The organism is Streptomyces sp. NBC_01591 (genome assembly GCF_035918155.1).
In the GTDB taxonomy this organism is placed as follows: domain Bacteria; phylum Actinomycetota; class Actinomycetes; order Streptomycetales; family Streptomycetaceae; genus Streptomyces.
On sequence record NZ_CP109328.1, the window covers coordinates 287,401 to 313,844 of the forward strand.

Here is a 26,444-nt window from a genome sequence, read left to right on the forward strand (position 1 = left end):
GCCTACAAGGGCCACCCGCTCTACTGCGGGTGGCCCCTGGAGAGAGGGCGCAGCCTGGACCGCCGGAAGGTCGAGCGCGCGTCCGTCGCCGGGCAGCTGCACATGCGGGACGCCGTCGCGAAGATCCTCGGCGTCGGCAGGCTACTACTACTGACGTCGAGCACCTGGTGCGCGCCGGTCTCCTCACCCACGCCGCCACCGCCATGGACTGGCACCGCACCACGGTGCTGCTCTACCGCCAGGGCGACCTGAACCGACTCCTCCACAGCCGACGCATCGACTGGGCCACCGCGCCGTTGCGGGCCTTCAAGGCGAGCATGCGGGCGCGGTGCAAGACGTCGAGGTGGAGGTTGCGCATCGGCCAGGCCGCCTCTCGCGCCAGGGCTGCCGCGCGGTCGCGGGCCCTCAGGGCGCGGATGAAGAAGAAGTCGCCTATCGACTCGATCGCCTCTCGTCTCCGGGAGGCTGCGATTCGTCTCTGGACTGCTGCGTACTCTGCCTCGATTTCCTGTTGGGTGGGCGCTATGGTGGCGGCCTCTTCCGCTTGGCCGGTGGCCGTCAGTTTGTCCGCGAGGCGGTGCAGGGCGATGGCGAGTTGCTCGCGGTGTTCGGCGGCACCGTCCCGGGCGGCGCAGCGCCGCCAGGTTCGGACCGATTCCCGGCCGAAGTCCACGGCTTCCTGCCACCGTCCCGTGTGCCACAGCGCCTCGGACAGGATCTTCGCCGTGACTGCCAGGCCGAGTTCGTGGACGGGGAGTTCGTCCTGCGCGAGGCGGCGATAAGTCTCGGCGATCCGCTCCAGCACACGCACAGCCTCGGGCCGGGCCATTTGATGGTAAGGATCGCCGTCCCAGTCCAGATCGAGGTCGGCGAGCATGGCGGTCATATTGACGAGCACGCTACCCAAGGCCGCATGGAGGGGGTCCGCTCCCTCGGACCAGACTGTCAGGGCCGCTTCGTCGAGGTAGGGCAGGGCTTCCTCCCACCGGCCATTTCTCGCCAGGAGGACGCTTGCGTAAGTCAGCACACCGTTGATATCGGAACGTCCGACGACGTCGTCCCCCACGTACGGGATCTCGTCCGACGTTTTGAGGAGGTGGATGATGGCGCGATACACGGCGAGCAGGTCGTCCGGACGTGCGGACGGATCGATCATGCCGGAGACGGACAGCAGGACTCTCAGTAGCGCGGACGCGCGACCAGAGGTGTCGCCGTAGGCCAGGCGGCTCAGCGCCTGTACGGCCATGCTTCGTCCTGTTGTCACCCCGGTGGCCCGCTCCTGCACCCACACGAAGCTGACCGCCTGGGCCATGACCTCGAACCAGGGATCCTTGTCCTGGTCGGCCTGTGGTCCTCGGCCGCTGAGTTCCGCGGCCTCGCTGAGCGCGTCGATGGCTTCCTCGGCCCGCTCCAGCCTCAGCAGCACCGACCCCTGGGTGGACAACATGAAGAGCAGGTGCTCCATGTGCTTCTCCGGGTCTTCGCGGACCATCCGCCGGGCGATGCCGACCGCCTCGTCGGCCAGAGCCTCTGCCTGCTCGGGGTGTGCTCCGGCCAAGGCAACGGCAGAGGCCGCGAGCGCATAGGACACGTTGAGGTCCTCGTGCGCCAGGTGGCGGACCATGTCGACCGCCTCCAGCGCCGTGGCCACCGCCAGGTCGGACGGTCCCAGCCGCGGCACGAGCAAGGAGGCCATAGACAGCGCCGCGACCAGGTCTTCCTGGTGCTCGGCGGGGTTCTCCGCTGCCAGCCGGCGGAAGATCTCAATGGCGTCCCGGAATGCTGCGGCTGCCTGATCGAGCCGTGCCGCATCGGCCGCGTGCAACTCGTGGAGCTCCCGCACGCGGAATTCCACGTCCGCGAACACCAGAGCCACAGCCAGTTCGAACGATGACTTGGCGAAGACGGATTCGAAGGCCTGTGGGTTCGAGGCGGCGAGCTCGCGATACAGCCGCACGGCTTCCGCGAATGCGGGAGTGGCCTTCTCCGCCCGGCTTGCCTGGTTGAGTCGCTGCCCCAACACGCGATTGATCCGGGCGCGTTCGGCTGGATCTGCGGCCGCCGACAGGCGCTGCGGAGCGAGGCGTTCGGCGAGGTCGGCCGCGGCCGCGGCGAGCTCGTTGGTTGTGCCGACGTCCTCCGGCAGGCGCGTGTCGAGGGTTTCCAACGTGGCCAGCACGTGGGGCCAGCGGTGGCTGGCGGAGACGAGGAAGGTGAGGGCCCGGGGAGCATAGGGCGGCAGGCCGCCGTCGTCGTGCCGGCCGTTGCCGTTTGCCGAGCCGACGGACTCGGCCGCAGGCAGTAGAAGTTCGGGGATGCCGGCGGCCCAGGGATCGGAGGCGTGGTCGGCGAGGTGGTGGCCCGGCAGGGAGAGCGCCAGGAAGTCCTCGGCAAGGCGGTCGGGATAGAGGGGTTCCAGGACGGTGCTGGAGGTGCCGGGGGGATAGCAGTACGCGTGGTCGGTGAGCAGGCGGTCCGTATCGGCACCGAGTCCGGCCGTCGTGAGCGCTCTCTTCGCGTCCCGGTATGGGAGCGGTCCGGTGAGCGCCGCGACGAAGGCGGCGCGGGAGATCTCCGCCGTGGTGGTGCCGAGCGCCCCGGTCTCGTGCAGCGTGTGCCAGTGGCGGCGTTCCCGGTCCAGCAGGTAGGCGGTCAGGGCGGTCATGTCCGCCGCGGTGGCCGCGGTGGCGGCATGGGCGTGGCGGTCCACGGCCACCAGTGCAGCCATGTGGATCGCAAGCGTCAGCCCGAAGTCAGGTCCGCTCAGTTCGTCGGGCGGTTCGACGGCGTACGCGGGCACCCCGTAGAGGGCGGCGAAGGCATCGCGCGCGGCGAGGAACATGCCGAGGCGTTCGCTGTCGCCGATCCGGCGGCCGGTATCGGCCAGTGGCGGCAAGGCGCGCGTCGAGGCGTCGGCCTGAAGGTCGGCGAGAGAGGCGCGTACGGCGGGCCAGGGGTCTCGGCTGCGGGCCACCAGCAGCACTCGTGCCTGGTCGGTGGCCTGGTGCAGGAGCGTGTTGCTGAGCAGCCATGTCAGGTGGGCCGCCGGCCATCGGTCGGCATAGTCGACGACCAGGAGTGCGCCGGCGCGGGTTTCGGTGCGCAGGTCCTGGCTTCCGGGTGGCGGGTGAGTGACGCCGAGGCCACGTGCGGCCGTTGCCACGGTCCAGCCGGCGGCCTCCGACTCCTTCGCGAACTGCGCGGCCAGTCGGCTCTTGCCCTGGCCGCCCGGCGCGTGCAGCCACTGGACCGCCAGCCGTGGACCGTGATCGCGCCAGCGGCGCAGGTCGGCCAGTTCGTTCTCGCGACCAGTGAAGTCGACGACCGCGAAACGCCCGTTCAGCATGCGGCTGGGCAGGTCCAGTAGCCAGGATGGGCTCGGCCGGGCTTCGGGGCGCCATCGCTGAAGGACGTACAGTGGCGCGCCGTCGCCGAAAACGTGGATGTCCGCGCCAATGCAGCCGTAGGCGAAGCCGTTGACCGCATGAACGGTCTGCTGCTGGGCGGGGCTCAACGGCCGTCCGCGGTGGGCGGCGTGTCCCGGTCGTAGTGGACGATGACGCTGCTGCCTGGCCCAATCGCCCCGAAGGCGACCCCCCCGTCGCGCGCCTCAATGCGCTGGACCCACTGCTGCTGGACGGGCGGAAGCTGCTGCCGGATCGCCTCCACGAGCGTTCGCAAATCGGCCTCCGCATCGGGGTGATCGTGCATCAGGTCCTCGAGGTCCTCACGCCAGCGGACGATCTGCGCCTGCCGCACGTTGTCCGGATCAGCGGCGTCCGCGATCCGCGCCGCACTGCGCTCCAGCCGCACCTCGATGCCACCGGACTCCGGCCCTGACTCGGCACCATCGGTCCGCCGAAAGACCCTTGCGACCCCGGCCTTTGTGACCTCCCAGGCGCTGGTCGCCATAGCCGCAACAATCGTCGTCGCCGCGACCATCGCCAGCGCCGCCTCCGGATCTGACATCAAGTCCCCCATATGCAGAATGAGTTACGTACGCCACTTTGATGACGACGATATCGCCCACCCCATACCCGCGAGCCCGACAGCGCACAATGGACACCTGCGAAGCGCGCCAAAAACAGGCCGCCGCAGAGGAGAGCGCACATATGACTTCTACTACGCCGAAATAGAGATGCGCCGTCACGACCGCCACGACACGACCCGCGCTGAGCGCGGGCTGCTGCGGGTGGTGGTGAACTCCGTGATCTTCCGCTGCCCCAACCAGAACCTCACGACCGTCGGCGCCTAAACCGAGATGGGCTCGCATCTGACCGAACCCGTCCTTCTTGGCCTCGCCGCCCTCGCCATCAGCTTCTTCAGGATGCGGGCCCAGGTCCCGTCGATCTGCCAGCGCCGGAAGACCGAGTATGCCGTCTCCCACGGGCCGTATCGCTCCGGCACATCCCGCCAGGGCGAACCGGTCCTGGCTCGCCACCAGATCCCGTCGAACACCTGCCGCCGGTCCCGGGGCTTGCGCCCCATCACCGGCAACTCGGGCAACACCGCCTCCAAGCACACCCATTAGGAGTTCGGCCCCGGCCGGTCCCCGCAACTCAGCCCACCAGAAGCTCACTCCACCTGCTCTGAATGTCATGCACGCGACCCTTCACAATCGCGTCTATCAGGTCAAGGCGTGCGCGCACAGCGGTCGGAACGTGACGGCGAAGCCACCGGCTCGCAGCCGGGGTAACGAGCTGGGCCGGCCTGCCGTGTTCGCGCCCGGCATGCTCCTTCCGCGCTCCGCTGGCGGAGTGAACGCGCAGAAGATCGCCCGCATCCGGCCAGGGCGGCCGGGAAGTCTGGTGCCGTGATCAAAACTGTGAAGCGTGTCGCGGCCTTCGCCGCCCTGGCCCTCATGCCGCTCGCCGCCACCACCGCCACCGCCTCCGCCGCCTCTCCGGCCGGCGGGGTGCGGGCGGCGATCGACTGCCCGTCCGGCTACGTCTGCATCTACCCCGAGATCAACTTCGGCGGCCAGCCCTGGGTACGCCGAGCCGTCGACGGCAGCGTCAAAGACCTGCCCTCCTCGATCCGGGCTGGCCCACCCCGGAGGAGCTCGCGCGCCGTACCCGAGGGATTGAGGGCGCTCAATGTGACGGGGCCCGGACTCTCTGGTCTAGGCCGCAAGGTAGAGCCTCCAACGCTTCGCGTTGCCGCCGTTTGTCGCTGAGCCGGAAGGGGGACCTTGCCAGCAGCGACGTTTCCAATTGGTAGGGGTGGCGGATGCTCGGGATCCTGTTTGCTCTCGTGATCTTGGGCGTCATCTTTGGTGGCGGGGCACTCCTCCTGGTGTCAGAAGCAGGCCGGATCGTCCTTGCATGTACCGCTGGTATTGCAGTCCTCTTGGTGCTGGTCACTGGGTTGGTACTGCTTTGGGACTGGGGAACCTGCTCCCACGTGCTCGTACAGGACTCCTACGTGTTCGACCGGTGCGCCTGATGTTTCGGCTCAGTCGCACATCCTCTGCCAGTGTTGCCTTCGGGGTAGCGGCCGAGGGCTGATCCGGGGGCGGCGACGATGATCCGGATGACCTGGCCGAGGGCCTCGCGCCGGTCACGCTGTCGCAGGGCGAGGCCGAGCATGGCGATGTGGGTGTGGGGCCAGGGCCAGGGCTGGGACAGGATGTGGGCCCGCTCCAGGTGGCGCCATCGGTTGGCAGGGTCCGCAGTAGTGCGGGCGGCCGTCATTTCCGCGGTGTAGGCGGTGCGGACGCCCGCGGGCATGGTGCGAGGCATCGAGGTCTCCGGGGGCGGTGGTCAGTTGCAGCAGGTACAGCCGGGCTTGCAGCCGCAGGTGTCGGTCTCGGCCGCAGCCGTCGGGCGGGCATAGCCGGTCTTTGGCCCTCTCCCCTTCGTTGACAGCTCCTCTATGAGCTTTCGAGCCGTCTCCTGGTCCGCGTCCGCCGTCACGGGCGCGAGCCCCGGCTTCGTACCGTCGGGGTTCTTCAGCGGACTGATCGCCCGTCCGTCCTGCTCGGTCGGTCCGGCTCCCGTCGAAGAGTCACCTTCTCCAAGGCCTTTACACCCTGAGACGAGAACCGCAGCGGTTGCCAACACGATTACGGCCCGGAGGAAACGCGTGCCGGTCCTCACACTCCCGTGCCTCATGTGCCTCTCAGTAAGCACAGGCCACCCCACCCTGCATGAGCTGGACGAACACATCAGTCATCCGGCGCAGCATAGAGATAATACGGGTGTCGCAGCCGTCCTTGTCTGCGTCGACCCACAGGCGGAAGGAGTCACGCTCGTATCCGGTTCGGTCCTCGGTGCCCGCGGGAATCTTCGCGATGGCCTCGGCCAGGGACAGATCGCTGCTGCCTGCAGGAGCACCCGGTGCCGCGGACTCCTTGCCCGGCGCGGAAGCGGGAGCCGACGGCTTGGAGTCGGAATCGGACTTCGCCGCGCTGGGATTGCACCCGGCAAGAGAAACGGCGAGGAGGAGGGTAGCAATCGGGGTGACACGAGCGAGACGACGTGCGGTCACAGGAGTACTCCAGCTGGTCAGGGGCTGATGCGCCCTCATGATCGCAGAAGTGACACCATGGTGACAGATGGTCAAACCTGCAGGTGGTTAGGGCTCGTAAAGAATCAACACGTTGGTTTGGTCTCTGTCGTGAGGGTCGCGCCGTGTGCGGTGGCGTGGACGAGGAGTCCTGCCAGGGTGCTGAGGTGTGCTGCTGGGGGCTGGGGTGTGTGCGTGCTGGTCCATCAGTCGTCGGATCTCGCTGGTGGTGTGGCGGATGGTGTCCTTGCTGACGGCGAAGAGGTGGGCCAGCACGGTAGGCGGCAGAGCGAGGTTTTGTTGCAGCACGGTGGCCAGGACCCGGTCGGCCAGGTCGAGTTTGGCTTTGCGGCCGCCGCCCGGGGCCCGGCGCCGGGTGCCGCCGTCGCGTCGGGTGGCCGGGTCCTGTTTCTGCAGCGCCTGCCAGCCAGGGGTCAGGGTCTCGGTCAGCTCGGCCAGTGCGGTGCAGGTCATGCCGGTCAGCGCGGGATGTGACAGGGCACCGCGGTCGAAGACCGCCGCGGCCCGGGCGTCGGCCTGGTGGGGTCTGCCGGGCTGGCGGGGTGGGGGTGCACGGTGTAGTTCCATTCGCCGTGGAAGGCATGTCCGGTGACCGGCGCCGCGTTCAGCTCGGTGTCGCTGACCTTCACACCGGTGGGATAGGTGCCGGTGTCGAGTTCGGCGTGGACGGTGAGACCGGTGCGGGTGGTGGTCGCGGCGATGGACTGCACGACGACCTCGTGGCTGTTCAGCGCTCTGCCGCGCCAGTTCATGGTGATCGCGGAGAACAGCCGATGCTCCACCTTGTTCCACTTCGATGTGCCCGGCGGCATGTGGCAGACCGTGACGGCCAGGCCGGTCCGGGCGGCGAACGCGGCCAACTCGGTCTTGAAGGCCCGGGTGCGGTAGCCGTTGGAGCCGCCGGCATCGGCAGTGATCAACAGACGTCTGGCCTGCGGGTAGTCGAGGCGTCCTTGCCCGTTCCACCAACGGCGGATCGATTCGACCGCGAAGGCTGCGGTGTCGTGATCCGTACCGACATTCACCCAGCCGGTGTCCGCCGCCAGATCGTAGATGCCATAAGGCAGGGCCTTGCCCAGTGCATCGCTGGGGAAGTCATGGACGTCAACCCGCACGGGTTCACCGGCCGGCCGCCATTGACGTCCCGCATTCTTGAAATCCCCGACGACTTCCTTCTTTTTCGTGTCCACACTGACCACCGGCTCGCCCTCCGCCTGATGGTCCTTGACCTGGTCGTTGATGTACCGGAACTGCGCGTCCCGGTCGGGGTGCTGAGCGCCCTCAAGGGTCTTGGCATTGGCCTGCAGACTGAAACCGTTCTCCCGCAGCAGCCTGCCCACGGTCGGCGCCGACGCGGTATGGCCCTGCCGCGTCAGCTCCCCGGCCAGAGACCGCAGCGACTTGGTCGTCCACCGCAGCGGCGACATCGGATCCCCCGCTCATCCGGCTCGACCAGCGCCAGCAACGCCGGAACGAGCAGCCGGTCAAGCTTCTCGGCGCTCTTGCGACCGCCGCCGTCCCGGCGGACCCGGCCATCGGGCAGTGGGTCCTCACCGCCCTCCAACTCGAAGACACCCTTCCGCACCGTCGTCTCGCTCACCCCTGCGGCACGCGCGACGGCCCGGACCCCACCGTGCCCCAGCAGCCGGGCCTCGGCGGCCAGCGCCAGCCGCTGCTGCCGCTCATTCAGATGAGGGAACAACACTCCGAATCTCAGGGCAAGTTGGTCACGAACCTCACTCGGTATGCGCATACCACACCAACGACAGGGAGACCGTGAAGCAACGTGTTGATTCTTTACGAGCCCTAAGCCGTCGCCGGTCTTCACCTGGCGGGCTGCTACACACGTGGGGCCGGTACGCGGCTCCGCCACAGACCTCGGAGACAGCCTGTTCGGATACGGACCGCACCAGCCCAACAGACGGCGCTCGCTCGGGTACCGCCTGGGAACCTGCCGCACGGAACACCGCCGCGTCCCCGGGCCGTTTAACCGACCACAGTTATCAGGCCAGCCACCTGTACCAACACCATGTGCGACTCTCAGCGCATCGTAGTCAGAGGAAGGACAAGAAGGATGCGTCTGCTCGACGACCTCCAGGACGGCCTTGCGAGGCGGCACCGCCAGATCGTCGGCTCGCGGCGGCAGAACCTGGGCCGGGAAGTGGCATTCGCCGCCAACTGGATCGGCAAGCAGCCGCTCCTCACCGCCATCATCGCCGAAGCCCGTCACGTCGAGAAGCCACCGCCGCAGAAAGAGTGGTTGGCCAAGTGCGAAAACGAGATCGGGATGGTCTGGCCGACCGAGACCGAGGAAGGTCGCGCTGTGCTCAGCTGGAATCTGCTGAGCAGTCTCCACCCCGATCGCGCGGCAGACCTGGCCTTCCGGATCTACAGGCGATCGGGAACGAAGAACAGCGGCTCGCCGGCGAAGCCTTCACCCCGCTGTTCAAGTGGCTCACCGAGCGTCTGCAGTACCGCAGCAGCGTCTCCTCACGCTGCGCCGCTACGTCTACCTCACCGAGCGGTTCAACCGCGTCGCCCTGAACGCGCAGTTCCTGGAGAGGACTGCGACCGGAGAGGAGCTGTACAACGACGACCTGCAGAAGTTCTTGTTCCAGGACGCCCACTATGTAACTCACGCGAAGCCTCGCTCCACGACCGGAGAGCCCGACCTGGTCGGTGAGCTCGACGGCGAAGACCCGATCGTCCTGGACAGCAAGCTGTACAACGGCAGCGTCGCCTACGTCGCCAAGGGCGTCCGGCAGGTGTTCGAGTACGCCCATGACTACGGGAAGAACGTCGCCTACCTCGTGGTCTTCAATCGCACGCCGGAACGCACCTTGGTGGTCAAAAGCGACGGTCCAACCGAATCCTGGCCGCCGTACTTCGAGCTGCCGGGTGTGCGCGTGTACGTGGTCGTCGTACGAGCACTGCCTCCAGCGACCACCGCAAGCAAAATGGGACCGCTGAAGACTGCCGCTCTCACCCGCGGCGACGTGCAGAAAGCTCTGGACGAAGACTGAGCAGAGCAGTCTCTCGCAGCTGGGGACCTCAGTCCTGCCAATACACACTGTGTCTCGGAATCACAGGCGTCCGTCAAGTTCGGCGAACAAGGGCGCCCGTCCGTGAATCCATGCCAGAGGCCGGGGTGAGCACGTATGCAGCAGCTCACCAGGCGGTGAACCACTGCTGCTCGTACGGTCGGGCGTGGGCGCCCTGACAGGACAGTGCTCCTGGTTCGGCCCTGCGGTCACTTCGCACGTTCCGCAGGGCCAACCCCCTCTGTCAGGTGGGGGCTACGGGTGATGGAGTTGTTCTGGGGTGGGGACGGCTGTGGTGGTGCCGGTGCGTGAGGCTTGGAGGGCTGCGTTGGCCACGAGGACGGCGTGCAGTCCGTCGTGGAGGGTCGCGGTGCGCCGGCTGTGGCCGAGGACCAGGTCGCGGAAGGCTTCGTGTTCGGCGATCAGGGGTTCTTGTTTGGGGATTGCGTAGCGGGTGACGTCTCCTTCGGTGACGCCGCGGAATGCGGTGAGTGCTTCCCACTGGGTGCGGGTGGAGCCGTTGGCCCAGTAGGAGAGGTCGGCGGTGAGGGTGTCGGCGACGAGGATGCCGTGGTCGCCGGTGACGACGGTGGTGCGTTCTTTGAGTGGTGAGATCCAGTTGACCTGGTGGTGGGTGATGGTGCCGTCGGTCAGTTGTCCGAGGGCTGCGAGGGGGTCTTCGTGGGGGCGGCCGCTGCGGTGGGCGGTACGGGCGGCGACCGAGGTGTAGCGGGTGCCGGTGATCCATGCGGTGAGGTCGAGGTCGTGGGTGGCGAGGTCGTGGATCACGCCGACGTCGGTGATCCGTACGGGGTAGGGGCCGGTTCGGCGGGTGGCGATGGAGAACACGTCTCCGAGCTGTCCGGCTTCCAGCCGTTGGCGCAGTGCGATCAGGGCGGGGTTGAAGCGTTCGATGTATCCGACGGCGGCGGGGACTTCGGCGGTATGGAAGGCCTCTGCGAGGCGTCTGGCCGAGGCGGGGTCGCCCGCCAGCGGTTTTTCGATGAGGGTGGGGATGCCGGCTGCGGCGAGGGCGGTGCCCAGCGGTTCGTGCAGCAGTGTGGGGCAGGCCAGCACCGCGTAGTCGAGGCCGAGTCGCAGCAGTGCGTCCAGGTCTGCGACCACGGGGATCCCGTCGGCGGCTCGGTAGCGGTCGCCGTGCGGATCGAGTGCGCCGACCAGTTCGGCGCCGCTCAGGGACCGCAGGACCCGGGCGTGGTGGCGGCCCATCCGTCCCAGCCCGATCAGGCCGGCGCGCAGCGTCTGGTTGTTCATGCGGCACGCTCCCGGGCTGGGGCGAGGGCCAGTGTGGTCACGGCCTGGGCGATGTCTTGGATCTGGGCTGTGGTCAGCCCGGGGTGGACCGGCAGGGACAGTACCTGCTCGGCGGCGGTGTCGGTGTGCGGGAGGTCGGCTGCGGTGGCGTAGGCGGGTGAGCGGTGGAGCGGGACGGGGTAGTGGACGCTGGTGCCGGTTCCGGCCTGTTGCAGGTGGTGGGCGAAGGTGTCGCGGTCGCCCAGGGCGGCGCCGATGCGGACGGTGTACTGGTGCCACACGTGTCCGGCTCCTGCCGCTGTGGTGGGCAGGGTCAGTTCTGGCAGGCCGGTGAGGAGTTCGCTGAGCCGGGCGGCGTTCGCGCGGCGGTGTCCGGTCAGGGCGGGGAGCCGGCGGAGCTGGCTGCGGGCGATCGCGGCGTTCACATCGCTCATCCGGGCGTTGGTCCCGACGATCCGGTGGTCGTAGCGCCGTTCCATGCCCTGGTTGCGCAGCAGCCGCAGGGTGCGTGCCAGGGCCGGGTCGGCGGTGACGACCATGCCGCCCTCGATGGACTGCATGTTCTTCGTCGGGTAGAAGCTGAAGCAGCCTGCGGTACCGAAGGTGCCGGCCGGTCGGCCGTTGAGGGTCGCGCCGTGGGCTTGGGCGGCGTCCTCGACCAGTGCGAGGTGGTGTGCGTGTGCGAGGGCGGTGAACTCGTTCATCGCGGCGGGGTGTCCGAAGAGGTGAACGGGGATCACTGCCGCGGTGCGTGCGGTGATCGCGGCGCGTACGGCGTCGGGGTCCAGGCAGAAGGTGTCCGGGGTGATGTCGGCGAAGACCGGGGTGGCTCGGGTGAGGCGGACAGCGGCGGCCGTGGCGGCGAAGGTGAAGGAGGGCACGATCACTTCGTCGCCGGGGCCGATGCCCAGTGCGAGGAGGGTCAGCCACAGGGCGGAGGTTCCGGAGTTGACCGCGATGCAGGAGTGGCCGTCGGCCAGGTCCGCGAACTCGTCCTCGAAGGCGGCGACCTCGGGGCTCTGGACGAGCCGGCCGGATTCGAGGACGCGGACCGCGGCGGCGATGTCGGCCGCGTCCAGGCGCGGTGCGGCGGCCGGGATTGGTGGTGTGTTCACGGCGGTGTTCCTTCCGGTGGACGCCGGGCGCCGCCGGCCGGAAGGGGCGGCGGGGCGTCAGGTGTGGTGTCGGGTGGGGTCGAATCCGTGGTGCAGGTAGAGAGTGGTGTCGTGGGTCAGGGCGCGGGCGCAGGCGTGGAGGCGGCGGGCCATGTGCGGTGGGAGGAGGGTGTGCCACTCCTCGGGTGCCGCGAGCTTCCACTCGGTCAGTTCGCCGGTGTCGAGGCGCACCTGCTGCTGGGCCTGTTCCTGCGTGGTCAGGCCGCCGTCGAAGATGAAGTTGACGAGCGGGGGGCGGCCGTCGGGCTGTTCGGGCACCCAGTCGACGACCAGCAGCCGGCCCGGGGTGAGGTCGAGGCCCAGCTCTTCCTTGATTTCGCGCTGAAACGCTCGCCTCGGGTCCTCGCCCAGGTCCAGCCCGCCGCCGGGGACCTCCCAGTAGTCGCGGTAGGACGGTTTCACCAGAAGGAACCGTCCGGCCTTGTCGCGGATGGCCGCTCCAGCCCCACCAATGATCTTGGGGAGGGTGGCGTAGTACTCGGCGGGAGGCAGATGCACGGTGCTCATGGAGCGGGACGCTATCCGTGCCGCTCGCACCACCCGGAGAGCATCATCTGCCTGGCACAAAACAGTGACAAACCGGTGTGATTCTCACTCCAGTGGCACGGGCTGGTGGTCGGCGGCCAGTTCGTCGCCGTCGCGCCGGTAGGTACGCGGGCAGTCGGTGCAGCGCAGTGCGGCGTCCAGGGTGTGGCCGCACCGGCATACCCAGCCGACCTGTCGGGCGGGGTTTCCGATCACCAGTCCGTGGGCGGGGACGTCGCGCATGACGACTGCGCCGAGCGCGACCAGGGCGTGCGGGCCGACGGTGACGCCGGGCGCGATGACGGCCGCGGCCCCGATCGTGGCCCCGGTACCGATGGTGACGGGGTGACGGGTCCAGTCCTCGGGGCCCTTTCGTCGCCCGTCGGGGGTGGTTGACCGCGGGGCCGGATCCTCCAGGACGAGCACGCCCGGGCAGATCATCGCCTCGTCGCCCACGTCCGCACCGAACACGTTGGCGTAGTTCCCGATCTTCACGCGGTCGCCGATGGTGCTGCCGGCACCAATGAAGGAGCCCTTGCCCAAGGTGCAGTCGGTGCCGACCACCGCGCCGTCGGTGACCTGGGACTGATGCCACAGACGTGTGCCTTCTCCGACGCTCGCTCCGGCGTCGGACCAGCCCGGTTCCGGAGTGTCGCCACGGTGTTCCTGATGCACGGGAGCGCTCCTGTCGGCGGTGGGCAGGCGGCCGACCAGGTCGGCGGGGGTGGCGGCGTCGGAGAGGGCCGGGCCGGGGACGGCCAGGCCAGTGGCCCGTTCGACGGCCATCGCCAGGGTGAGCCGGTCCAGGGAATCCAGCCCGAGGTCGCGGAAGTCGGTGTCCGGCCCCGGGGCGGTGCCGGGGCGGATGTGCCGGACCGCGTCCAGGACCTGCTCCACGAGGCTCTGGTCGGCGGCGGTCACCGCAGTGCCTCCATGCGGCGGGCGAGCGCGAACAGCGATGGGACGGCCTCGATGACCGGGGCCTGGTCCCACAGCCGCCGCATCGCGGCCCCGGCCTGCGAGTCCTCGCCCAGCAGGGCGCGCAGCGCGAGGCTGGTGAAGGCGGCGAACTCGGCCTGCTGGGAGAGCGAGAGATGCCCGCCCGCCTGCAGCAGGTGTTCCAGCATTCCCTGGGCGGCTCCTTGGGCGAGGACGTCGTCGATGTGCGGGGCCGGCATCGGCCGCTGTGCCCGGTAGGGGTGGGTGGTGAGACTGCCCGGTGCGGTGATCTCGTCGGCGACCAGTTGGGCCAGGCGCGGGGCCAGCAGCACCCCGCACCGGTAGGTGGCTGTCGCCAGCAGGATGGACGGTTCGCCGGTACGGCCGATGAGCGGCAGGTGGTCCAGGGTGTAGGGGCGCAGCCCCGTTCGTGTGTCCTTAGAGGTCATCTCATATGGCTGGGTAGGCTGTTCGCCGTGGTGGAGATAGTTGAGCGGCTGGTGCCCGACGAATTATGGGAGTTGTTCCAGCGGGTGGTGCCGGAGGCGCCGTCGCGGCCGCAGGGTGGTGGCCGACGTCGACATGGCGATCGGAAGGTTCTGGCGGCGATCGTGTTCGTAGCGACGTCGGGCTGCACGTGGCAGCAGCTGCCCGCGGCGTCGTTCGGACCGTCCGGTGCGACGGCCCACCGCCGGTTCACCGAGTGGACGAAGGCCAGGGTGTGGGCCAAGCTCCACCGCCTGGTCCTTGACGAACTCGGTGCCCGCGGCGACCTGGACTGGTCCCGTTGCGCGATCGACTCGGTGAACATGCGGGCCCTGAAAAGGGGGACCTGACAGGTCCGAATCCTGTAGACCGGGGCAAATACGGCTCGAAGATCCATCTGATCACCGAGCGGACCGGTCTGCCCCTGTCTGTCGGCATCTCCGGCGCCAACGTCCACGACAGCCAGGCCCTGATCCCGCTCGTAAAGGGCATACCTCCGATCCGGTCCCGCCGACGCAAGCCCGGCAAGCTCCACGCCGACAAGGGCTATGACTACCGCCACCTGCGGCAATGGCTGGCACAGCGAGGGATTGGGCATCGCATCGCCCGCAAGGGCGTGGAGACGCCACAGCGGCTCGGACGACACCGCTGGACCATCGAACGGACCATGGCCTGGCTCGCCGGCTGCCGCCGACTCCACCGCCGCTACGAACGCAAGGCCGAGCACTTCCTCGCCTTCACCAGCCTCGCGTGCACCCTCATCTGCTACCGCAGACTCAAGACGACTTCATGCGTTGTGAAAGCTGCGCCATGATGGCCCGCGTGAGCGAAGAAACTGCGTTTGAGGCCGTGTCACGCCTGTACCAAGAGTTCATGAAGTTGCCCTTTCCTCCCAGATTGGGCGGCGCGGACCGGGCCGGCTTCGACCTGGTGATGCTGGACTCGGACACCGCGGGCTGGGTCTTCACCTGGGTCAAGAACGGAGGCGAGCTCGAAGCGCGAGGCCGAAGCGGTCTGCTTCGTTGCATCGCCCGCCTGGACCGGGTCATACCTGTACTCAGCGAAGCGGACGACCCTGAGTACTGGCACCGCCTGCACGAGATGGCTCGACTTGTCGCGGATTCCCCACACGTAGCCACCAAATGAGATGACTTCTTACGAGTTGGTGCGTGATAGCGGGTGAGGCTGTGGTGGCCTGGTCCCGGGTGGTCGTTCAGGTGGTGGCGGTGCGGTCGGAGACGAGGCCGGCGATGGCGCGGTAGGTGTCGGGCAGCCGGTCTCGACGGTGGGTCCAGCGGATGAGTTGTCTCCATCGTTTGTGGTCGGCGAGGGCGTGTTCGACGGTGATGCGGTCGGATGAGTGCCAGTGTCGGTCGCGTTCCCAGCGTTCGTGGACGTCGGGCAGTGCGCTCTTGTTCGGCTTCCTGGGTGGTGTGATCGCCTGGCCTGGGTGATCACGTCTGAGGCCGAGGTAGCCGTCGTCCAGGAGGACCTCCACGTCGGGGAAGTGCTGGAAGCAAACGGCGATGCCCTCGTTGCGTGCCGCGGTCGCATCATGCATCCGCCCAGGTCGCAGGGCATCGGCCCATAACGTGCGACCTCGGTGGTCGGCAACGACTTCATGGTGTTCTGTTTCTTCTTGCCCGAGACGAACGCACGGCGTCCGCCGCGGCTGGCCGGGGGCCGGCGAACCTGGATCTCGGTGGCGTCCAGGCGGAGCTCGATGCCCTCGGCCTGGGCGTAGGCGAATACGTCCGCCAGTGTCTTCAGACGCAGGGTGGGCTGGCCGGGGACCGCGCAGCCCCGCTCGGCCAAGAGGGTGCGGATCTCGCCGACGGCTCGGGTGATGGTGGAACGGTCGACACCGAACAGCAGCCCCAGCACCGAGTGCGGCAAGTCGTGCCGCAGGTGGATGAGCGTGGCCACCAGCCGGTCGACGAAGACCAACTGGTGCCGAGCGCCGGCACCCGCGGCCCGCTTTCTCGCCCCGCCTCGTACTTCATGACGGCGGCCTTCGACTGTGGCCTGCCACGGCTGGGCCAACTCCTGTGCCAGACAGCTCAGATGACGCCGGGAGATCCCGGTGAAGAGCCGATGCGCGAAGACCGCCCGATTGACCTTGATCGTCACAGGTGGATCATGTCATCCATCAGCGCGGACGCTTCACCCGCTATCACGCACCAACTCGTTAGCCGCGTGGACATGGAGGGAGTGAAGTTTCCCCGTGATCTTGGACACGTCGCCGTTACGCCGCGAGGGCCTGATCCTGCTGGTAGCGCAGGCGTGTCTCGTGGGGTGTGAGGTAGCCCCAGTGGACGTGCTTGCGCAGGCGGCGTCTGTTGTAGAAGGTCTCGATGAAGTCGAAGATGCCGGCGCGGGCGGTCGCGCGGTCGGGCCAGAAGTGGGTGCCGATCTCCTCTTTGAGCACAGCCCAGAAGCTCTCCGCGGCGGCGTTGTCGAAGCAGCTCCCGGTCCGGCCCATGCTTTGCCTGTGCTCCAACAGGCCGATTCTGTCGCGCAGTTGGCGGGAGGTGTATTCCGATCCGCGGTCGCTGTGGATCACGCAGCCGGGTTCCAGGCGGCCCAGCGCGGCGGCCATGTCGAGCGCGTCGACGACGAGTTCGGTGCGGTGGTGGTTGGCCATCGAGTAGCCGATGACCTCGCGCGTGGCCAGGTCCAGCCACGCGGCGAGGTAGAGCCAGCCCTCGGCGGTGGGGATGTAGGTGATGTCCCCGACGATCTTCGTGCCGGGGCGGGTGGCGGTGAAGTCCCGGCCAATCAGGTCCGGCGACGGGGCGGCTTTGGTGTCGGCCCTGGTCAGGCTGCGGCGTCCGGTGCGCCGGCTGTTCCCGGCGATGCCGTGCTCCCGCATGACCCGTTCCACCCGCTTGCGGTTGACCGGCCGGCCCCGCCGACGCAGTTCGGCGGTGACGCGCGGGACGCCGTAGTTCCGCCGGGACGCGAGGTGGATCACCGTGATCTCGTGCGCCAGGGCCTCATCGGCCCGCCGCCGCGCTGCGCGGGCTTCCCGTCCGGCCACCCACGCGTAGTACGTGGAACGGGCGGTCTTCGTCACCTTGCACAGCAGCGTGACCGGGTAGTTCGCCTTCTCCGCGTGGATGAACCGGCATATCTCGCTCACCGGTCGCTCTCCTTCGCGAAGAAGGCCGTCGCTTTTTTCAGGATCTCGATTGTTTTCGCCTGCTCGCCGGTCAGCTTCCGCAGCCTCTTCAGTTCCTCGTCCCGGTCGTCGGCTCGCCCGGCGGCGGGACCGGATCCGGTGTCCTGAGCGGCACGGGCCTTCTTCACCCAGCCCCGCAGGGACTCCGAGCTGACCCCGAGCTCCCGGGCGACCTCGGTCACCGTCCGGCCCGACGACCGCACGAGCTCGATCGCGTCCCGCTTGTACTCGTCCGAGTACCGCTTCGTGTACTTGCTTCCCACCTGGCACTGCTTCCTCTGGGCTCTCACGGCCCAGTCTCCAGGTGTCCACGATCAAGGGGAAGCTTCAGTCCGCATCGTCCCCCCGATGCCGGCCTTCTACGACATCCCGAACAGCATCAGCGACCTCGTGGATCACATCGTCATGCGGATCCTCGACCAGTTCGATCTCCCCGTGGGCACCGCGGACATCGCGGAGCGGTGGCAGGGCCTGGTCCATACGCGCAGCCACGGACCCATGTCAGGAACGGATCGGCTGCAGCAGCGCAGCCCATGACCGCACCCAGGGCACGGCGGGCGTCCGGTGCGAACAGGGATGGCGCGAGTCCGGCCTCGGGGCAGCCGATCTCGGTCTCGTCCTCGACGGCGAGCTGGGGCAGCACCATGGTGTCGAGAACGTGACGGGCGCCGCAAAGTCGCTCGGGGGGCGACGTAGCCTGCGGCGTCGATGTTCAACCATTCATGCTCGGTGGTGTCGGGGTCATCGTCCCGCGCCGTGGCAGCGATGTCCGGCAACAGTTTCCATCCCGGAGATCTGTTCTCGCCTGGCGGCTGCCAGGCGGGCGCAGACGGTCGCGGGCTCGGCGCGGGCGGTCGGCAAGCCAGAGGTCACGTACGGACTCCGCATAGAAATCCACGTCGGCTTCCCGGCCCGCTTCGCCAACCCGCAGCCCCACAAACAGTGGTGCCATGCGTTCGGCGCAGTCGGCTACGTACAGACGGACCGTCTCTCCGTTCCCGCCGCGAAGTGTCCCCGTGACAGCCTCGTCCACCGACGTCTCCACGGCTCCACCTCTCCTGTAAGCCGTCCCTAACGGCGACATGCTCGCAGGGCGGCCGCGGTCCAGCACCTGGGGCACCAACACCGCAACTGACTAACGCTCACGGGCCATCTACGGCGCTCAGTCACACCAGATCGCTCAGGCTTCGATGAGATTCACTCAGCCTTCGGTGAGACAGGACACGCACACCCCATATCCAGCAGTAAAGACCCATGACGCCCATCACATTTGCCTCGACATGCTGCGCTCAGATCTCGGAGCCTTCCCAGGGAAGCCAACCAGAGGACGGCTTTGCTGGCCGACTCCGTGAGCCGCGCGCTGCTCGTAGTGGCTGATTACGACTCCGGAGTTCTGCGACAGGCCCCGGGGTGATCGCGTTTCCACAGGTCGCCATTCGCAAGAGCCCTGGGGGCAGTGGGGGAATTTGCTCAGCTATCGGGTCTCGGGCTCGGGCTGCCCGCGGCGGTGTGATCGGCGCCGGTGTCGGCCGGAGGTGCTTCGACGGGGAAGAGGATCGGGCTGATCAGGTACTGCGTGCGGTCGGGTGACGGCTCGTTGGCCAGTTGGGGGGCGATCGCCTCCCGCATCCCTTCGATCATCCCGCGCAGTTCCCCAGGGCTGAGCCAGACGGCATGCTGCCGGTAGCCGACCAGGTCGGCTACCGGGTCGGCCGTGTCGCGGTCGAGATACGCGGTGAATTCGGCGGCCAGGGCCGCCAGAGCGGTGGCGAAGGCACTGCGATGGTCGTCGAGCGAGAGTGAATTGACCGCGTCCGTATCGATCCCCGCGCGGTCGCGGCGCAGCCGGTAGCGGCGCTCGACCGCGCCGCGCACGCGTCGCTCCAGGGCGACTTCCAGGACCCCACCGGCTGCGAGCAGGTCGACGTGCCGGTAGACCGTGGCCTTCGAGACGTCCCGAATGCGGTCGCACAGCTCGGCGGTGGTCAGCTCCCTGCCGCCGGACATCGCGTGCACCACCCGCAACCGCACCGGGTGTGCCAAGAGTTCGAAAGCGTCCATCCCTCAATAGTCTCATGCCATGCTACCGTTCGCATCTATTGAGAAAGGTTGTGATGGGGATGCCTGATGACGCCGCGACAGAGTCCACGACCGGCTCAGCCCTCGTTTGGATGCCACCGCCCTATGCCGAGCCTGGCCGCTTCAGCGAGCGCCAAGTCACCGTCGGCACCGGCCCACTCGCCGTGCCAGGCACGGTGAGCGTCCCCCGTGGGCAGACTCCCGGCCCCGGCGTGGTGCTGCTCGCCGGCGGCGGGCCGTTCGACCGCGACGAGACCAACGGGCCGAACAAACCGCTCAAGGACCTGGCCTGGGGGCTCGCCAGCCGCGGAATCACGGTGCTGCGCTTCGACAAGGCGACGTACGCCCACCGCGATGTCGCCGCGGCATCGGACCTGACCATGACGCAGGAATACGTGCCGCACGCCGTCGACGCGGTCGACCTGCTCCGGCGGCACCGATCGGTGGACCCCGAGCGGGTCTTCGTCCTCGGCCACAGCATGGGCGGCAAGGTCGCCCCGGCCGTCGCCGCCGCAGCACCCGCAGTCGCGGGCCTGGTGATCATGGCCGGTGACACGCAGCCGATGCACCACGCTGCCGTCCGCGTCGTCAGCTACCTCGCCACCGTCGTCCCCGACCAGGTTCCGCCCGCTGTCATCGAGACCTTCCAGCGACAGGCCACGCTCGTCGACAGCGCGGAGCTGACACCCTCGACCCCCGCAGTGGATCTGCCGTTCGGCCTGCCCGCGCCGTACTGGCTCGAACTGCGCGACTACGATCCGGTCGCGATCGCGGCCGGACTCGGCAAGCCGATGCTCATCCTCCAAGGAGGACGCGACTACCAGGTCACCGTCGCCGACGACCTGGTTCGGTGGCAGGCGGGCCTGGCCGACCGCCCGGAAGCCGACATCCGTGTCCACGAAGCCGACAACCACCTGTTCTTCCCCGGCACAGGACCATCCACCCCGGCCGAATACGGAACCCCGCAGCACGTCGACCCCGCCGTCATCGCCGACATCACCGACTGGCTCCACGGCAAGGCATGAACGCTCGTACCGCCTGTGAACCAGAGGGGAGATCGTGATTCTCTCGGCTCGCCTCAGTGCCAGGTACTACTGTCGCAAGCATGGTCGAACACGATGCCCTCAGCGCCACCCGCGAGGCCTACGACGCTGCTGCCCACACCTATGTGCAGCTGTTCCGCGACTCGCTGCGTGACAGTCCCCTGGACCGTGCGATCTTGGGTGCTTTCGCCGAGGTCGTGCGTGCGAGTGGGGACGGTCAGGTCGCGGACCTGGGGTGTGGGCCTGGCCATATCACCGCTTATCTGGATGAGCTGGGGCTGGCGGCGTTTGGTGTTGATGCCTCTCCTACGATGATCAAGTTGGCTCGGGAGGCCTATCCGGGGCTGCGGTTCGACGTGGGCTCGATGGCCGCGTTGAACATCGCTGACGGCGCGCTGGGCGGCGTACTCTCGCGTTGGTCCATCATCCACACTCCGCCGCAGGAACTCCCTGTCATCCTGGCGGAGTTCCATCGTGTGCTGGCACCTGGCGGACACCTTCTGGTCGGCTTTTCGGCAAGCGAAGATCCGTCTCACCCGACGCAGGTCTTCGATCACGCAGTCACGCCGGCCTATCGGTGGTCGCCTGATCACCTCGCCGCGATGCTACGCAAGGCCGGGTTGGCCGAGGTAGCCCGGATGGTTCGCGAGCCTCAGCCCACCGACCGACGGCAGTTCCAGGAGATTCAACTGCTCGCCCGCAAAGCCTAGAACGCTTGAAGGCGCTCGATCGGCCAGGCGCTCATTCCGTCGGTGCCGTAGTCGCGGGCGGCAGTGGGACAGACGTCCGTCCAGCCAGCTACGGTTCTGGACGCGCAGGTTCAGGTGCTGGGGGCTGCTATCGCTGCGGCGGGGCCGCGTTGGGAGCGGGGGGTTTTGTCGCCCACGCGCCTGGGTTCGATGGTGCGGGGATCGACGGCTTCGCCCGGGGCGCCTTCGTGGTAGGGCCCGTCGGGGTTGGCGTCACGGTCGTGTGGGAGGAGGAAGAAGACGCGCCGGAGCTGGAGGCCGCTGTCGGGGTCGGCTTCGGCGTGGGCGTCGAGTTCGGTGTAGCCGACCATACGTCCGTCCCGTTCGTAGCGGGGCTTACCGCGGCGGCGGGCGGTCTTGTCGAGCGCCTGGCGTACGTAGTCAAGGTTGTCCGGATTCTCCAGCCACACCACGGCGCTCTCGTGGCGGAGGTCGCTCTCGTTCAGCAGCGAGCTCATGGCTGCAGCCCCTTTTCGTTGTCAGCGGCCGGTTGCGGGCCTGAGTGGATGTGGTGAGCACGATCCCTGGTGGGGGCACCGCACCCATGGTAGGCCGGGTTGGCGGGTGTGTGTCCGGTGCTCCGGTCAGGCATGGCCGGCCTGGGGGTCGTCGTCGGTGAGAAGTCCGAGGCCGGGGTAGTACTTCTTACCGCTGGACTTCATCATGTCGGCGGGTGAGGCGAGGGAGAGTTCCTGACGCACGCGGGTGGCGAAGGCGCGGGCGGTGGCGGGACGGATGCCTTCACCGGCGCTGCACCAGCTGCTGTACGTGGCGTACAGCAGGCCTTGTTCAACGCGGAGGTCGCCCGGGGCACGATCGCTGGCGCGGTCGCCGTTGTCGGTGGTGCAGCATTCGGCGAGGAAGCGGCCGATGTGGTCTTCAGTGGTGGCGTAGGCCTCGGTGGCGCTGCGGACGGTTGCGGGTCCGGCGAGAGGGTCGCGGGTGTCGAGGTAGAGCTGGGCGCCTTCGATGAGCCACTGCAGAATGCCGGGGCCTTCGCTCTGGACGAGTTCCTTGGCCAGGTTGTCGATCTTGCGAGCGGCGGGAACGACGCGTTCGAAGGGGATCAGGCGGATCCGGCGCCAGAAGGCGTGGCCGCCGGTGCCGACTTCAGGACGGTGGTTGCCGAGCAGCCAGAGTTTGTGGGTGGGGTTGAAGCTGAAGTAGTCCTGGCGCATGCGGCGGGCCATGATGCGGTCGCCGCCGGTCAAGAGCTTGACCCGGGATTCGTCGAACTTGTCGTTGGGTTTCAGTTCGGAGCAGACGACGATGCGACGGCCGTGGAGTTCGGTGAGTTCGGTGGAGTGCTCGGAAAACTTGCCCTTCTCCATGAGGAAGCCGGGCGGGGCGGCCTGGGCGTAGTCGCCGAGGATCTGGGTCATGACGTCGAGCAGCACGGACTTGCCGTTGGCGCCGGTGCCGTAAAGGAAGGGCAGGACCTGGGCGCCGACGTCGCCGGTGACGGAGTAGCCGAGGAGCAGGTGGAGGAAGTGGATGGTCTCCTCGCCCTTGGCGTCGTCGCCGAAGGTGTCGTGGAGGAAGCGGTGCCAGCGAGGGGTGGGCATCGTCTCGGGGGCGACGCTGGTGGCCCGGGAGTGCATGTCGGCTTCGGGGTCGGGCTTGTGGAGGTTGCCGGTATGGAGGTCGACGACGCCGGCTGGGGTGCACAGGGCGTAGGGGTCACCGTCCAGGACGTCGGGGTCCAGGGCGAGTGCCGGAGAGGCTTTGGCCTGGGTGAGCATGGCTTTGATACCCGGGGTCGACATGGAGCGCCGGCGGTGGGAAGCGAGTTCGCGGTCGGTGAACTGGCCGGTCGGGTCGGTGGCGGGCATCTGCTCGGCCAGATCGCCCGCCGCCCATACTGCGGCCTTCTCGCCTCCCGTGCGCTTCCAGCGGTACTGGTTCCAGTGGTACCAGCCGAGGCCTTCGACGTGGCGGAACTGGTCGCCGAACATCACCGCGAACAGCTTGGCGTTGCCGCGGTCTGTGAGCAGCCCAGGGAGCCGGCCCGAATACGTTGGTGGCTCGTGGACGGCCGCGGTGGCGGCCCTCTGTTGGGCGGGCAGGCTGGGGTGTTCCTCCTGGACTTCGAGATCGAGCATCTGCTGCGCTGCGGCAGTGGCGTCGAAGCGTGGGCTGTCGGCGCTGCTCATGGGCGTCCTTTGAAATGGAGCGGCCGGCTTGCGCCGGCGGACAGGGCAGAGGTGATGACGGCGAGGCTGTGACGGCTGCGATGCGGCCGAGCAGCGTCGGCGGCCGCGGTCAGCAGGTCGCGTGCTTGGCTGTCGGTGAGGTGGCCGGAGGCGATCAGGCCGCCGGCGGTGTAGGCGGCTCGGTTGAGTTTCTCGGTAAAAGCGGTGCCCTCAGGGGCCAAAGCGCAGTCCTTCACCTGGTCGAGCAGCGGTTCCAGGAGCTGGTGGGCGCGCTGACGTGCTGGGCGCAGGGGGCCGGGGCGTGGTGACGGAACTTGGGCGGGCCGGTGGTCGACCGGGTGGCCTGTGCGCTGGAGTTCGGTGGCGAGCCAGTCGGGCAGGACGGCGGGGAACCGGGCTGCGCCGACCGGGCTGTACGTGCCGGCGGAAGTGCGGGTAGCAGGGGTCACGATGTAGCCGCCGGTGGACCGGACATCGACCTGCCAGGCGAGGGCCGCCTTGGGGCTGGAGCCCACCGAGGAGCGGTAGCGCGGGCCTTCAGGGGGTGTCCGGTACCAGACGTGCAGTCCGCCCGACGGGGTTCGCACGCGCAGGGTGGAATCGTCGTCTGCGGGGCTTTGCCTCCTGCGGAGGGCGGCCAGGAGGGCGAGGGTGTCGAACCCAGAAGCAAGGCCTGCCAGGTTGACGCTCTCGTGGATCGGGATGCCGGGCAGGAGCCGGTTCCGGTCGGGGACTTCGGCGCTATGAGCATCGATGTCGAGGACGACAAGACCTGCCACCCCGCAGGAGACTCCGACTCCGAGCGTGGGGTGCCTGCCCCACCAGGCGTCCAGGAGAGCGGGGTTCGTGGTTGCTGCGTGGAAGCTGTGGCACCACCGGCCTGCGGGGTGGCAGGGGCAGTCCTGAGGGCTGTGGGGCTCGTCGCGGCACGCCGGGCAGTTGGCGGCCGGGGTCTTGCGGCCCGGGGCCAGCGGGTGGACGGGCCAGCCGTTTCCGGCACACCAGCGGGCAACGTCGTAGGGACTGGCGGTTCCCGTGGAGCGGGGACCGCTCGTCTCACTTTGACGCGGCACGCTGATCGTCCTTGCCGAGGAGCTAATAGCCTGTTCAGTCCCTGCGGTAAAAGACCAGGTCACAGCGCTGCTACCGACAGGAAAGGGACCGAAGGGACTGAGTTTTCCAATGAGGTCAGAGCCTACATCAGCCGCCTGGGCGGGGGTGTAGCCGTTTCCCGGTTTGGGTCCCTTCAGTCCCTTCGCCACCTGGGGAGTTGGGCTATCTACTCCTGGACAAGCAGCTGATCAAGCCAGTCGGCCGGGCGTGTCAGGTCCTGGCGGGGAGGGACCGGGCGGGGAGGGACTGAAGGCCGGGACGCATCTTGGCCCCTGTTCAGTCCCTCATGTAAAAGCGCAGGTCACAGGGCATTCAGGGCTTGACCGAGGGACTGAAGGGACTGAAAGTCTCAGTTATGAGCTGTTCACGATAAGGACCCCTGTACTTACGCGTACGCATACACGCGCACCCGTAATGACTGGAACAGGGATTTTCAGTCCCTTCAGTCCCTTGAGTCCCCTGTCGAGGCAGAGCAGATGCCTCTGACCTGCGGTTTTATCGAGGGACTGAAGCAGGGACTCAAACGAGACCGATCAAAGACGGCCAGGCACCGGAACGGCTGCCCCTGGCCGTGCAGCGCCCCGTGCCAGGCTTTGCGCTCAGCGAGGGCGCGGGGCGCGCGCCCTCGCTGGCCAAAGGGCTCAATCAGCCCGGCCTCACACTCGCGGGTCGACCGGTGTGAAAACTCCGAGTCGGTCCTCGATCGCCTGAGCCGCGCCCAGGCACAGGTCCTCCCGGAACGCACGTCCGACGATCTGCACCCCGGAGGGGAGCCTGTCGACCGTCCCGGTCGGGACGGCCACACCGGGTACGCCCACGAAGCTGGTCACGGTGCACAGGCGCATTCCCGACCCGACCCGGTCCCTGCCTGCCCTGTCACGTGACTCCAGTCCCGGCTCGACCGGGGGCTCGGTGAAGACCGGGCCGAGCAACAGCGGGTACTCGTCGAGGAATTCGGCCCATGAGCGGCGGATGCTCATCCAGGTACCCATCAGTTTCATGAGCTCGTCCGCGCTTGCGGGCGGGGTCTGCTCCATAGCCATCCCGATATAGCGATCTCCGCCCTTACCGAGCAGTTTGCGCACCATCGGCCAGTTCGGGGCGAATTCGGTCACGGTGATCCGGCCGTACGCTTCGAGGGCCTCGTCCATCCGCGGTACGTCTGCTACTTCGCGAATGTCGTATCCGGCATCGCGAAGCACGTCGGCCGCGGTCGCGATGGCTCTGCGGACTGTGGGGTGGACGCCGTACCCGCCAGGGTCCACCACGACCGCGACCTTTACCGGCCCGGCGAGCGGTTCGCCGTAGGCGGGCACCGGCACGGCCCGTGGGTCTCGCGGGTCGGTCCCGGCCAGCACCTCGTAGGCAAGCCGAAGATCGCCCACGCTCCGGGCCAGCGGGCCGTCGGTGACCAGGTTCTGGGACGCCGGGCCGGGGTCGTCCGGGCCGAGAATACGGTGGTCGGCGGGGAACCGGCCCGTGGACGGCTTCAGCCCGGCCACGCCGCAGAACTGGGCCGGGATGCGCACTGATCCGCCGGAGTCGTTGCCGAGCCCGAGTGCCGCCATGCCCGTGGCGACGGCCACGGCGTCGCCACCGCTGCTGCCGCCCGGGGTCCGGCTGCTGTCCCACGGGTTGACCGTGTCGCCGAACAGTTCGCTGCGCGTGTGCACCCCCGCCAGGATCAGGGTGGGGATGTTGCTGTGCCCAATGGGGATGGCCCCGGCCGCGCGTAGCCGGGCCACCGGGGGCGCGTCGGCCGACGCCACCAGATCACGGAAGCGTTCCGTGCCGAACGTGGTCGGCACGCCTTCGATGGCAGTGCTCTCCTTTACCGTGAAGGGCACGCCCGCGAGCGGTCCCAGCGTTTCGCCGGCGGCCCGCCGACGGTCCATCTCTGCCGCGGCCTCACGTGCGCGCCCGGCCAGGAGCTGCGTGACCGCGTTCACCCGTGGGTTGACCTCGGCGATGCGATCCAGGTGACTGTCGACCAGTTCGACAGCTGAGACTTCTGCGCTGCGTACGGCCTCCGCCTGCGCGGCGGCCGACATCTTCCACAGGGTGTCCTGCATGCGTCTCCCCTCCTTGGCCACGTACCAATGCGATTGCATCGGAACCGTACCTCTGGAACCGATGCAAGCGCATCGCATAAAGTGC

At 68.2% G+C, this 26,444-nt stretch carries 24 protein-coding genes and 2 pseudogenes; 7 read left to right on the plus strand and 19 right to left on the minus strand.

What is annotated here, in order from left to right; genetic code table 11:
• Nucleotides 1–232: 232 nt before the first annotated feature.
• The 3 genes from OG978_RS42270 to OG978_RS42280 all read right to left on the minus strand — a co-directional run bounded on the left by OG978_RS42270 (nucleotide 233) and on the right by OG978_RS42280 (nucleotide 4,488).
• The gene (locus OG978_RS42270) at nucleotides 233–3,514 is read right to left on the minus strand and encodes a hypothetical protein (protein ID WP_326770401.1); all 3,282 of its coding nucleotides are present in this window, start codon (nucleotides 3,512–3,514) and stop codon (nucleotides 233–235) included.
• Nucleotides 3,511–3,969, minus strand: coding sequence for a hypothetical protein (locus OG978_RS42275; protein WP_326770402.1), 459 nt, complete (start codon nucleotides 3,967–3,969; stop codon nucleotides 3,511–3,513). The genes OG978_RS42270 and OG978_RS42275 overlap by 4 nt, the downstream gene beginning before the upstream one ends.
• A 282-nt stretch (nucleotides 3,970–4,251) precedes the next feature.
• Nucleotides 4,252–4,488, minus strand: coding sequence for a transposase (locus tag OG978_RS42280; RefSeq protein ID WP_442817905.1), 237 nt, complete (start codon nucleotides 4,486–4,488; stop codon nucleotides 4,252–4,254).
• A 325-nt stretch (nucleotides 4,489–4,813) separates the two neighbouring features.
• On the opposite strand from OG978_RS42280, the gene OG978_RS42285 reads away from it, so the two are divergent.
• A complete protein-coding gene (locus tag OG978_RS42285; protein ID WP_326770403.1) occupies nucleotides 4,814–5,176 on the plus strand; it encodes a peptidase inhibitor family I36 protein in 363 nt (120 codons plus the stop codon).
• 244 nt (nucleotides 5,177–5,420) lie between these two features.
• Here OG978_RS42285 and OG978_RS42290 read toward each other — a convergent pair whose 3' ends face one another.
• The 3 genes and pseudogenes from OG978_RS42290 to OG978_RS42305 all read right to left on the minus strand — a co-directional run bounded on the left by OG978_RS42290 (nucleotide 5,421) and on the right by OG978_RS42305 (nucleotide 8,281).
• The gene (locus OG978_RS42290; protein WP_326770404.1) at nucleotides 5,421–5,741 is read right to left on the minus strand and encodes a DUF3703 domain-containing protein; all 321 of its coding nucleotides are present in this window, start codon (nucleotides 5,739–5,741) and stop codon (nucleotides 5,421–5,423) included.
• 379 nt (nucleotides 5,742–6,120) lie between these two features.
• Nucleotides 6,121–6,489, minus strand: a complete 369-nt coding sequence (locus OG978_RS42300; RefSeq protein ID WP_326770405.1) for a hypothetical protein — start codon at nucleotides 6,487–6,489, stop codon at nucleotides 6,121–6,123.
• A 104-nt stretch (nucleotides 6,490–6,593) separates the two neighbouring features.
• Nucleotides 6,594–8,281: pseudogene (locus OG978_RS42305) on the minus strand (ISAzo13 family transposase).
• A gap of 697 nt (nucleotides 8,282–8,978) precedes the next feature.
• Here OG978_RS42305 and OG978_RS42310 point away from each other — a divergent pair.
• Nucleotides 8,979–9,551: a hypothetical protein gene (locus OG978_RS42310; RefSeq protein WP_326770406.1), complete on the plus strand. Its 573-nt coding sequence runs from the start codon at nucleotides 8,979–8,981 to the stop codon at nucleotides 9,549–9,551.
• Between the two features lie 273 nt (nucleotides 9,552–9,824).
• On the opposite strand, the gene OG978_RS42315 is transcribed toward OG978_RS42310, so the two are convergent.
• The 5 genes from OG978_RS42315 to OG978_RS42335 form a co-directional block, all read right to left on the minus strand.
• Nucleotides 9,825–10,844, minus strand: coding sequence for a Gfo/Idh/MocA family protein (locus OG978_RS42315; protein ID WP_326770407.1), 1,020 nt, complete (start codon nucleotides 10,842–10,844; stop codon nucleotides 9,825–9,827).
• On the minus strand, nucleotides 10,841–11,959 hold the full coding sequence (locus OG978_RS42320; RefSeq protein ID WP_326770408.1) for a DegT/DnrJ/EryC1/StrS family aminotransferase: 1,119 nt from the start codon (nucleotides 11,957–11,959) through the stop codon (nucleotides 10,841–10,843). The genes OG978_RS42315 and OG978_RS42320 overlap by 4 nt, the downstream gene beginning before the upstream one ends.
• A 57-nt stretch (nucleotides 11,960–12,016) precedes the next feature.
• Nucleotides 12,017–12,526, minus strand: a complete 510-nt coding sequence (locus tag OG978_RS42325) for an NUDIX hydrolase (protein ID WP_326770409.1) — start codon at nucleotides 12,524–12,526, stop codon at nucleotides 12,017–12,019.
• A gap of 84 nt (nucleotides 12,527–12,610) precedes the next feature.
• Nucleotides 12,611–13,465, minus strand: coding sequence for a phosphopantetheine-binding protein (locus tag OG978_RS42330; RefSeq protein WP_326770410.1), 855 nt, complete (start codon nucleotides 13,463–13,465; stop codon nucleotides 12,611–12,613).
• The gene (locus OG978_RS42335) at nucleotides 13,462–13,932 is read right to left on the minus strand and encodes an FAD-dependent oxidoreductase (RefSeq protein WP_326770411.1); all 471 of its coding nucleotides are present in this window, start codon (nucleotides 13,930–13,932) and stop codon (nucleotides 13,462–13,464) included. Before OG978_RS42335 ends, OG978_RS42330 begins: the two co-directional genes overlap by 4 nt.
• A 30-nt stretch (nucleotides 13,933–13,962) precedes the next feature.
• On the opposite strand from OG978_RS42335, the gene OG978_RS42340 reads away from it, so the two are divergent.
• Both OG978_RS42340 and OG978_RS42345 read left to right on the plus strand, forming a co-directional pair.
• Nucleotides 13,963–14,783, plus strand: a protein-coding gene (locus OG978_RS42340; RefSeq protein ID WP_442817906.1) for an IS5 family transposase whose coding sequence is annotated in 2 segments (ribosomal slippage) — nucleotides 13,963–14,308 and nucleotides 14,308–14,783 — 822 coding nt in all. Because the reading frame shifts where the segments join, the coding sequence is not laid out codon by codon here.
• An 8-nt stretch (nucleotides 14,784–14,791) separates the two neighbouring features.
• The gene (locus OG978_RS42345; protein ID WP_326770412.1) at nucleotides 14,792–15,115 is read left to right on the plus strand and encodes a hypothetical protein; all 324 of its coding nucleotides are present in this window, start codon (nucleotides 14,792–14,794) and stop codon (nucleotides 15,113–15,115) included.
• A gap of 67 nt (nucleotides 15,116–15,182) precedes the next feature.
• Here the strand turns inward: OG978_RS42345 and OG978_RS42350 are convergent.
• From OG978_RS42350 to OG978_RS42360, 3 genes and pseudogenes are all read right to left on the minus strand, one after another.
• A pseudogene (locus OG978_RS42350) lies at nucleotides 15,183–16,099 on the minus strand (transposase family protein).
• A gap of 115 nt (nucleotides 16,100–16,214) precedes the next feature.
• Nucleotides 16,215–17,111: an IS3 family transposase gene (locus OG978_RS42355; protein WP_326770413.1), complete on the minus strand. Its 897-nt coding sequence runs from the start codon at nucleotides 17,109–17,111 to the stop codon at nucleotides 16,215–16,217.
• Nucleotides 17,108–17,413 (minus strand): transposase, encoded by a 306-nt coding sequence (locus OG978_RS42360; RefSeq protein WP_326763437.1) that lies wholly within the window; start codon nucleotides 17,411–17,413, stop codon nucleotides 17,108–17,110. The genes OG978_RS42355 and OG978_RS42360 overlap by 4 nt, the downstream gene beginning before the upstream one ends.
• An 85-nt stretch (nucleotides 17,414–17,498) precedes the next feature.
• On the opposite strand from OG978_RS42360, the gene OG978_RS42365 reads away from it, so the two are divergent.
• The gene (locus tag OG978_RS42365) at nucleotides 17,499–17,687 is read left to right on the plus strand and encodes a hypothetical protein (protein WP_442817878.1); all 189 of its coding nucleotides are present in this window, start codon (nucleotides 17,499–17,501) and stop codon (nucleotides 17,685–17,687) included.
• 933 nt (nucleotides 17,688–18,620) lie between these two features.
• Here the strand turns inward: OG978_RS42365 and OG978_RS42370 are convergent.
• On the minus strand, nucleotides 18,621–19,211 hold the full coding sequence (locus tag OG978_RS42370) for a helix-turn-helix domain-containing protein (RefSeq protein WP_326770414.1): 591 nt from the start codon (nucleotides 19,209–19,211) through the stop codon (nucleotides 18,621–18,623).
• Nucleotides 19,212–19,321: 110 nt separating this feature from the next.
• On the opposite strand from OG978_RS42370, the gene OG978_RS42375 reads away from it, so the two are divergent.
• On the plus strand, nucleotides 19,322–20,254 hold the full coding sequence (locus OG978_RS42375) for an alpha/beta hydrolase family protein (RefSeq protein ID WP_326770415.1): 933 nt from the start codon (nucleotides 19,322–19,324) through the stop codon (nucleotides 20,252–20,254).
• 80 nt (nucleotides 20,255–20,334) lie between these two features.
• Complete coding sequence (locus tag OG978_RS42380; RefSeq protein WP_326770416.1) at nucleotides 20,335–20,982, plus strand: class I SAM-dependent methyltransferase; 648 nt, start codon at nucleotides 20,335–20,337, stop codon at nucleotides 20,980–20,982.
• Nucleotides 20,983–21,092: 110 nt separating this feature from the next.
• On the opposite strand, the gene OG978_RS42385 is transcribed toward OG978_RS42380, so the two are convergent.
• The 4 genes from OG978_RS42385 to OG978_RS42400 all read right to left on the minus strand — a co-directional run bounded on the left by OG978_RS42385 (nucleotide 21,093) and on the right by OG978_RS42400 (nucleotide 26,359).
• Nucleotides 21,093–21,479, minus strand: a complete 387-nt coding sequence (locus OG978_RS42385) for a DUF6009 family protein (RefSeq protein WP_326770417.1) — start codon at nucleotides 21,477–21,479, stop codon at nucleotides 21,093–21,095.
• Nucleotides 21,480–21,605: 126 nt separating this feature from the next.
• On the minus strand, nucleotides 21,606–23,174 hold the full coding sequence (locus tag OG978_RS42390; protein WP_326770418.1) for a DNA primase family protein: 1,569 nt from the start codon (nucleotides 23,172–23,174) through the stop codon (nucleotides 21,606–21,608).
• Complete coding sequence (locus OG978_RS42395) at nucleotides 23,171–24,247, minus strand: bifunctional DNA primase/polymerase (protein WP_326770419.1); 1,077 nt, start codon at nucleotides 24,245–24,247, stop codon at nucleotides 23,171–23,173. The genes OG978_RS42390 and OG978_RS42395 overlap by 4 nt, the downstream gene beginning before the upstream one ends.
• Before the next feature lie 696 nt (nucleotides 24,248–24,943).
• The gene (locus OG978_RS42400; protein WP_326770420.1) at nucleotides 24,944–26,359 is read right to left on the minus strand and encodes an amidase; all 1,416 of its coding nucleotides are present in this window, start codon (nucleotides 26,357–26,359) and stop codon (nucleotides 24,944–24,946) included.
• Between the last annotated feature and the right edge of the window lie 85 nt (nucleotides 26,360–26,444).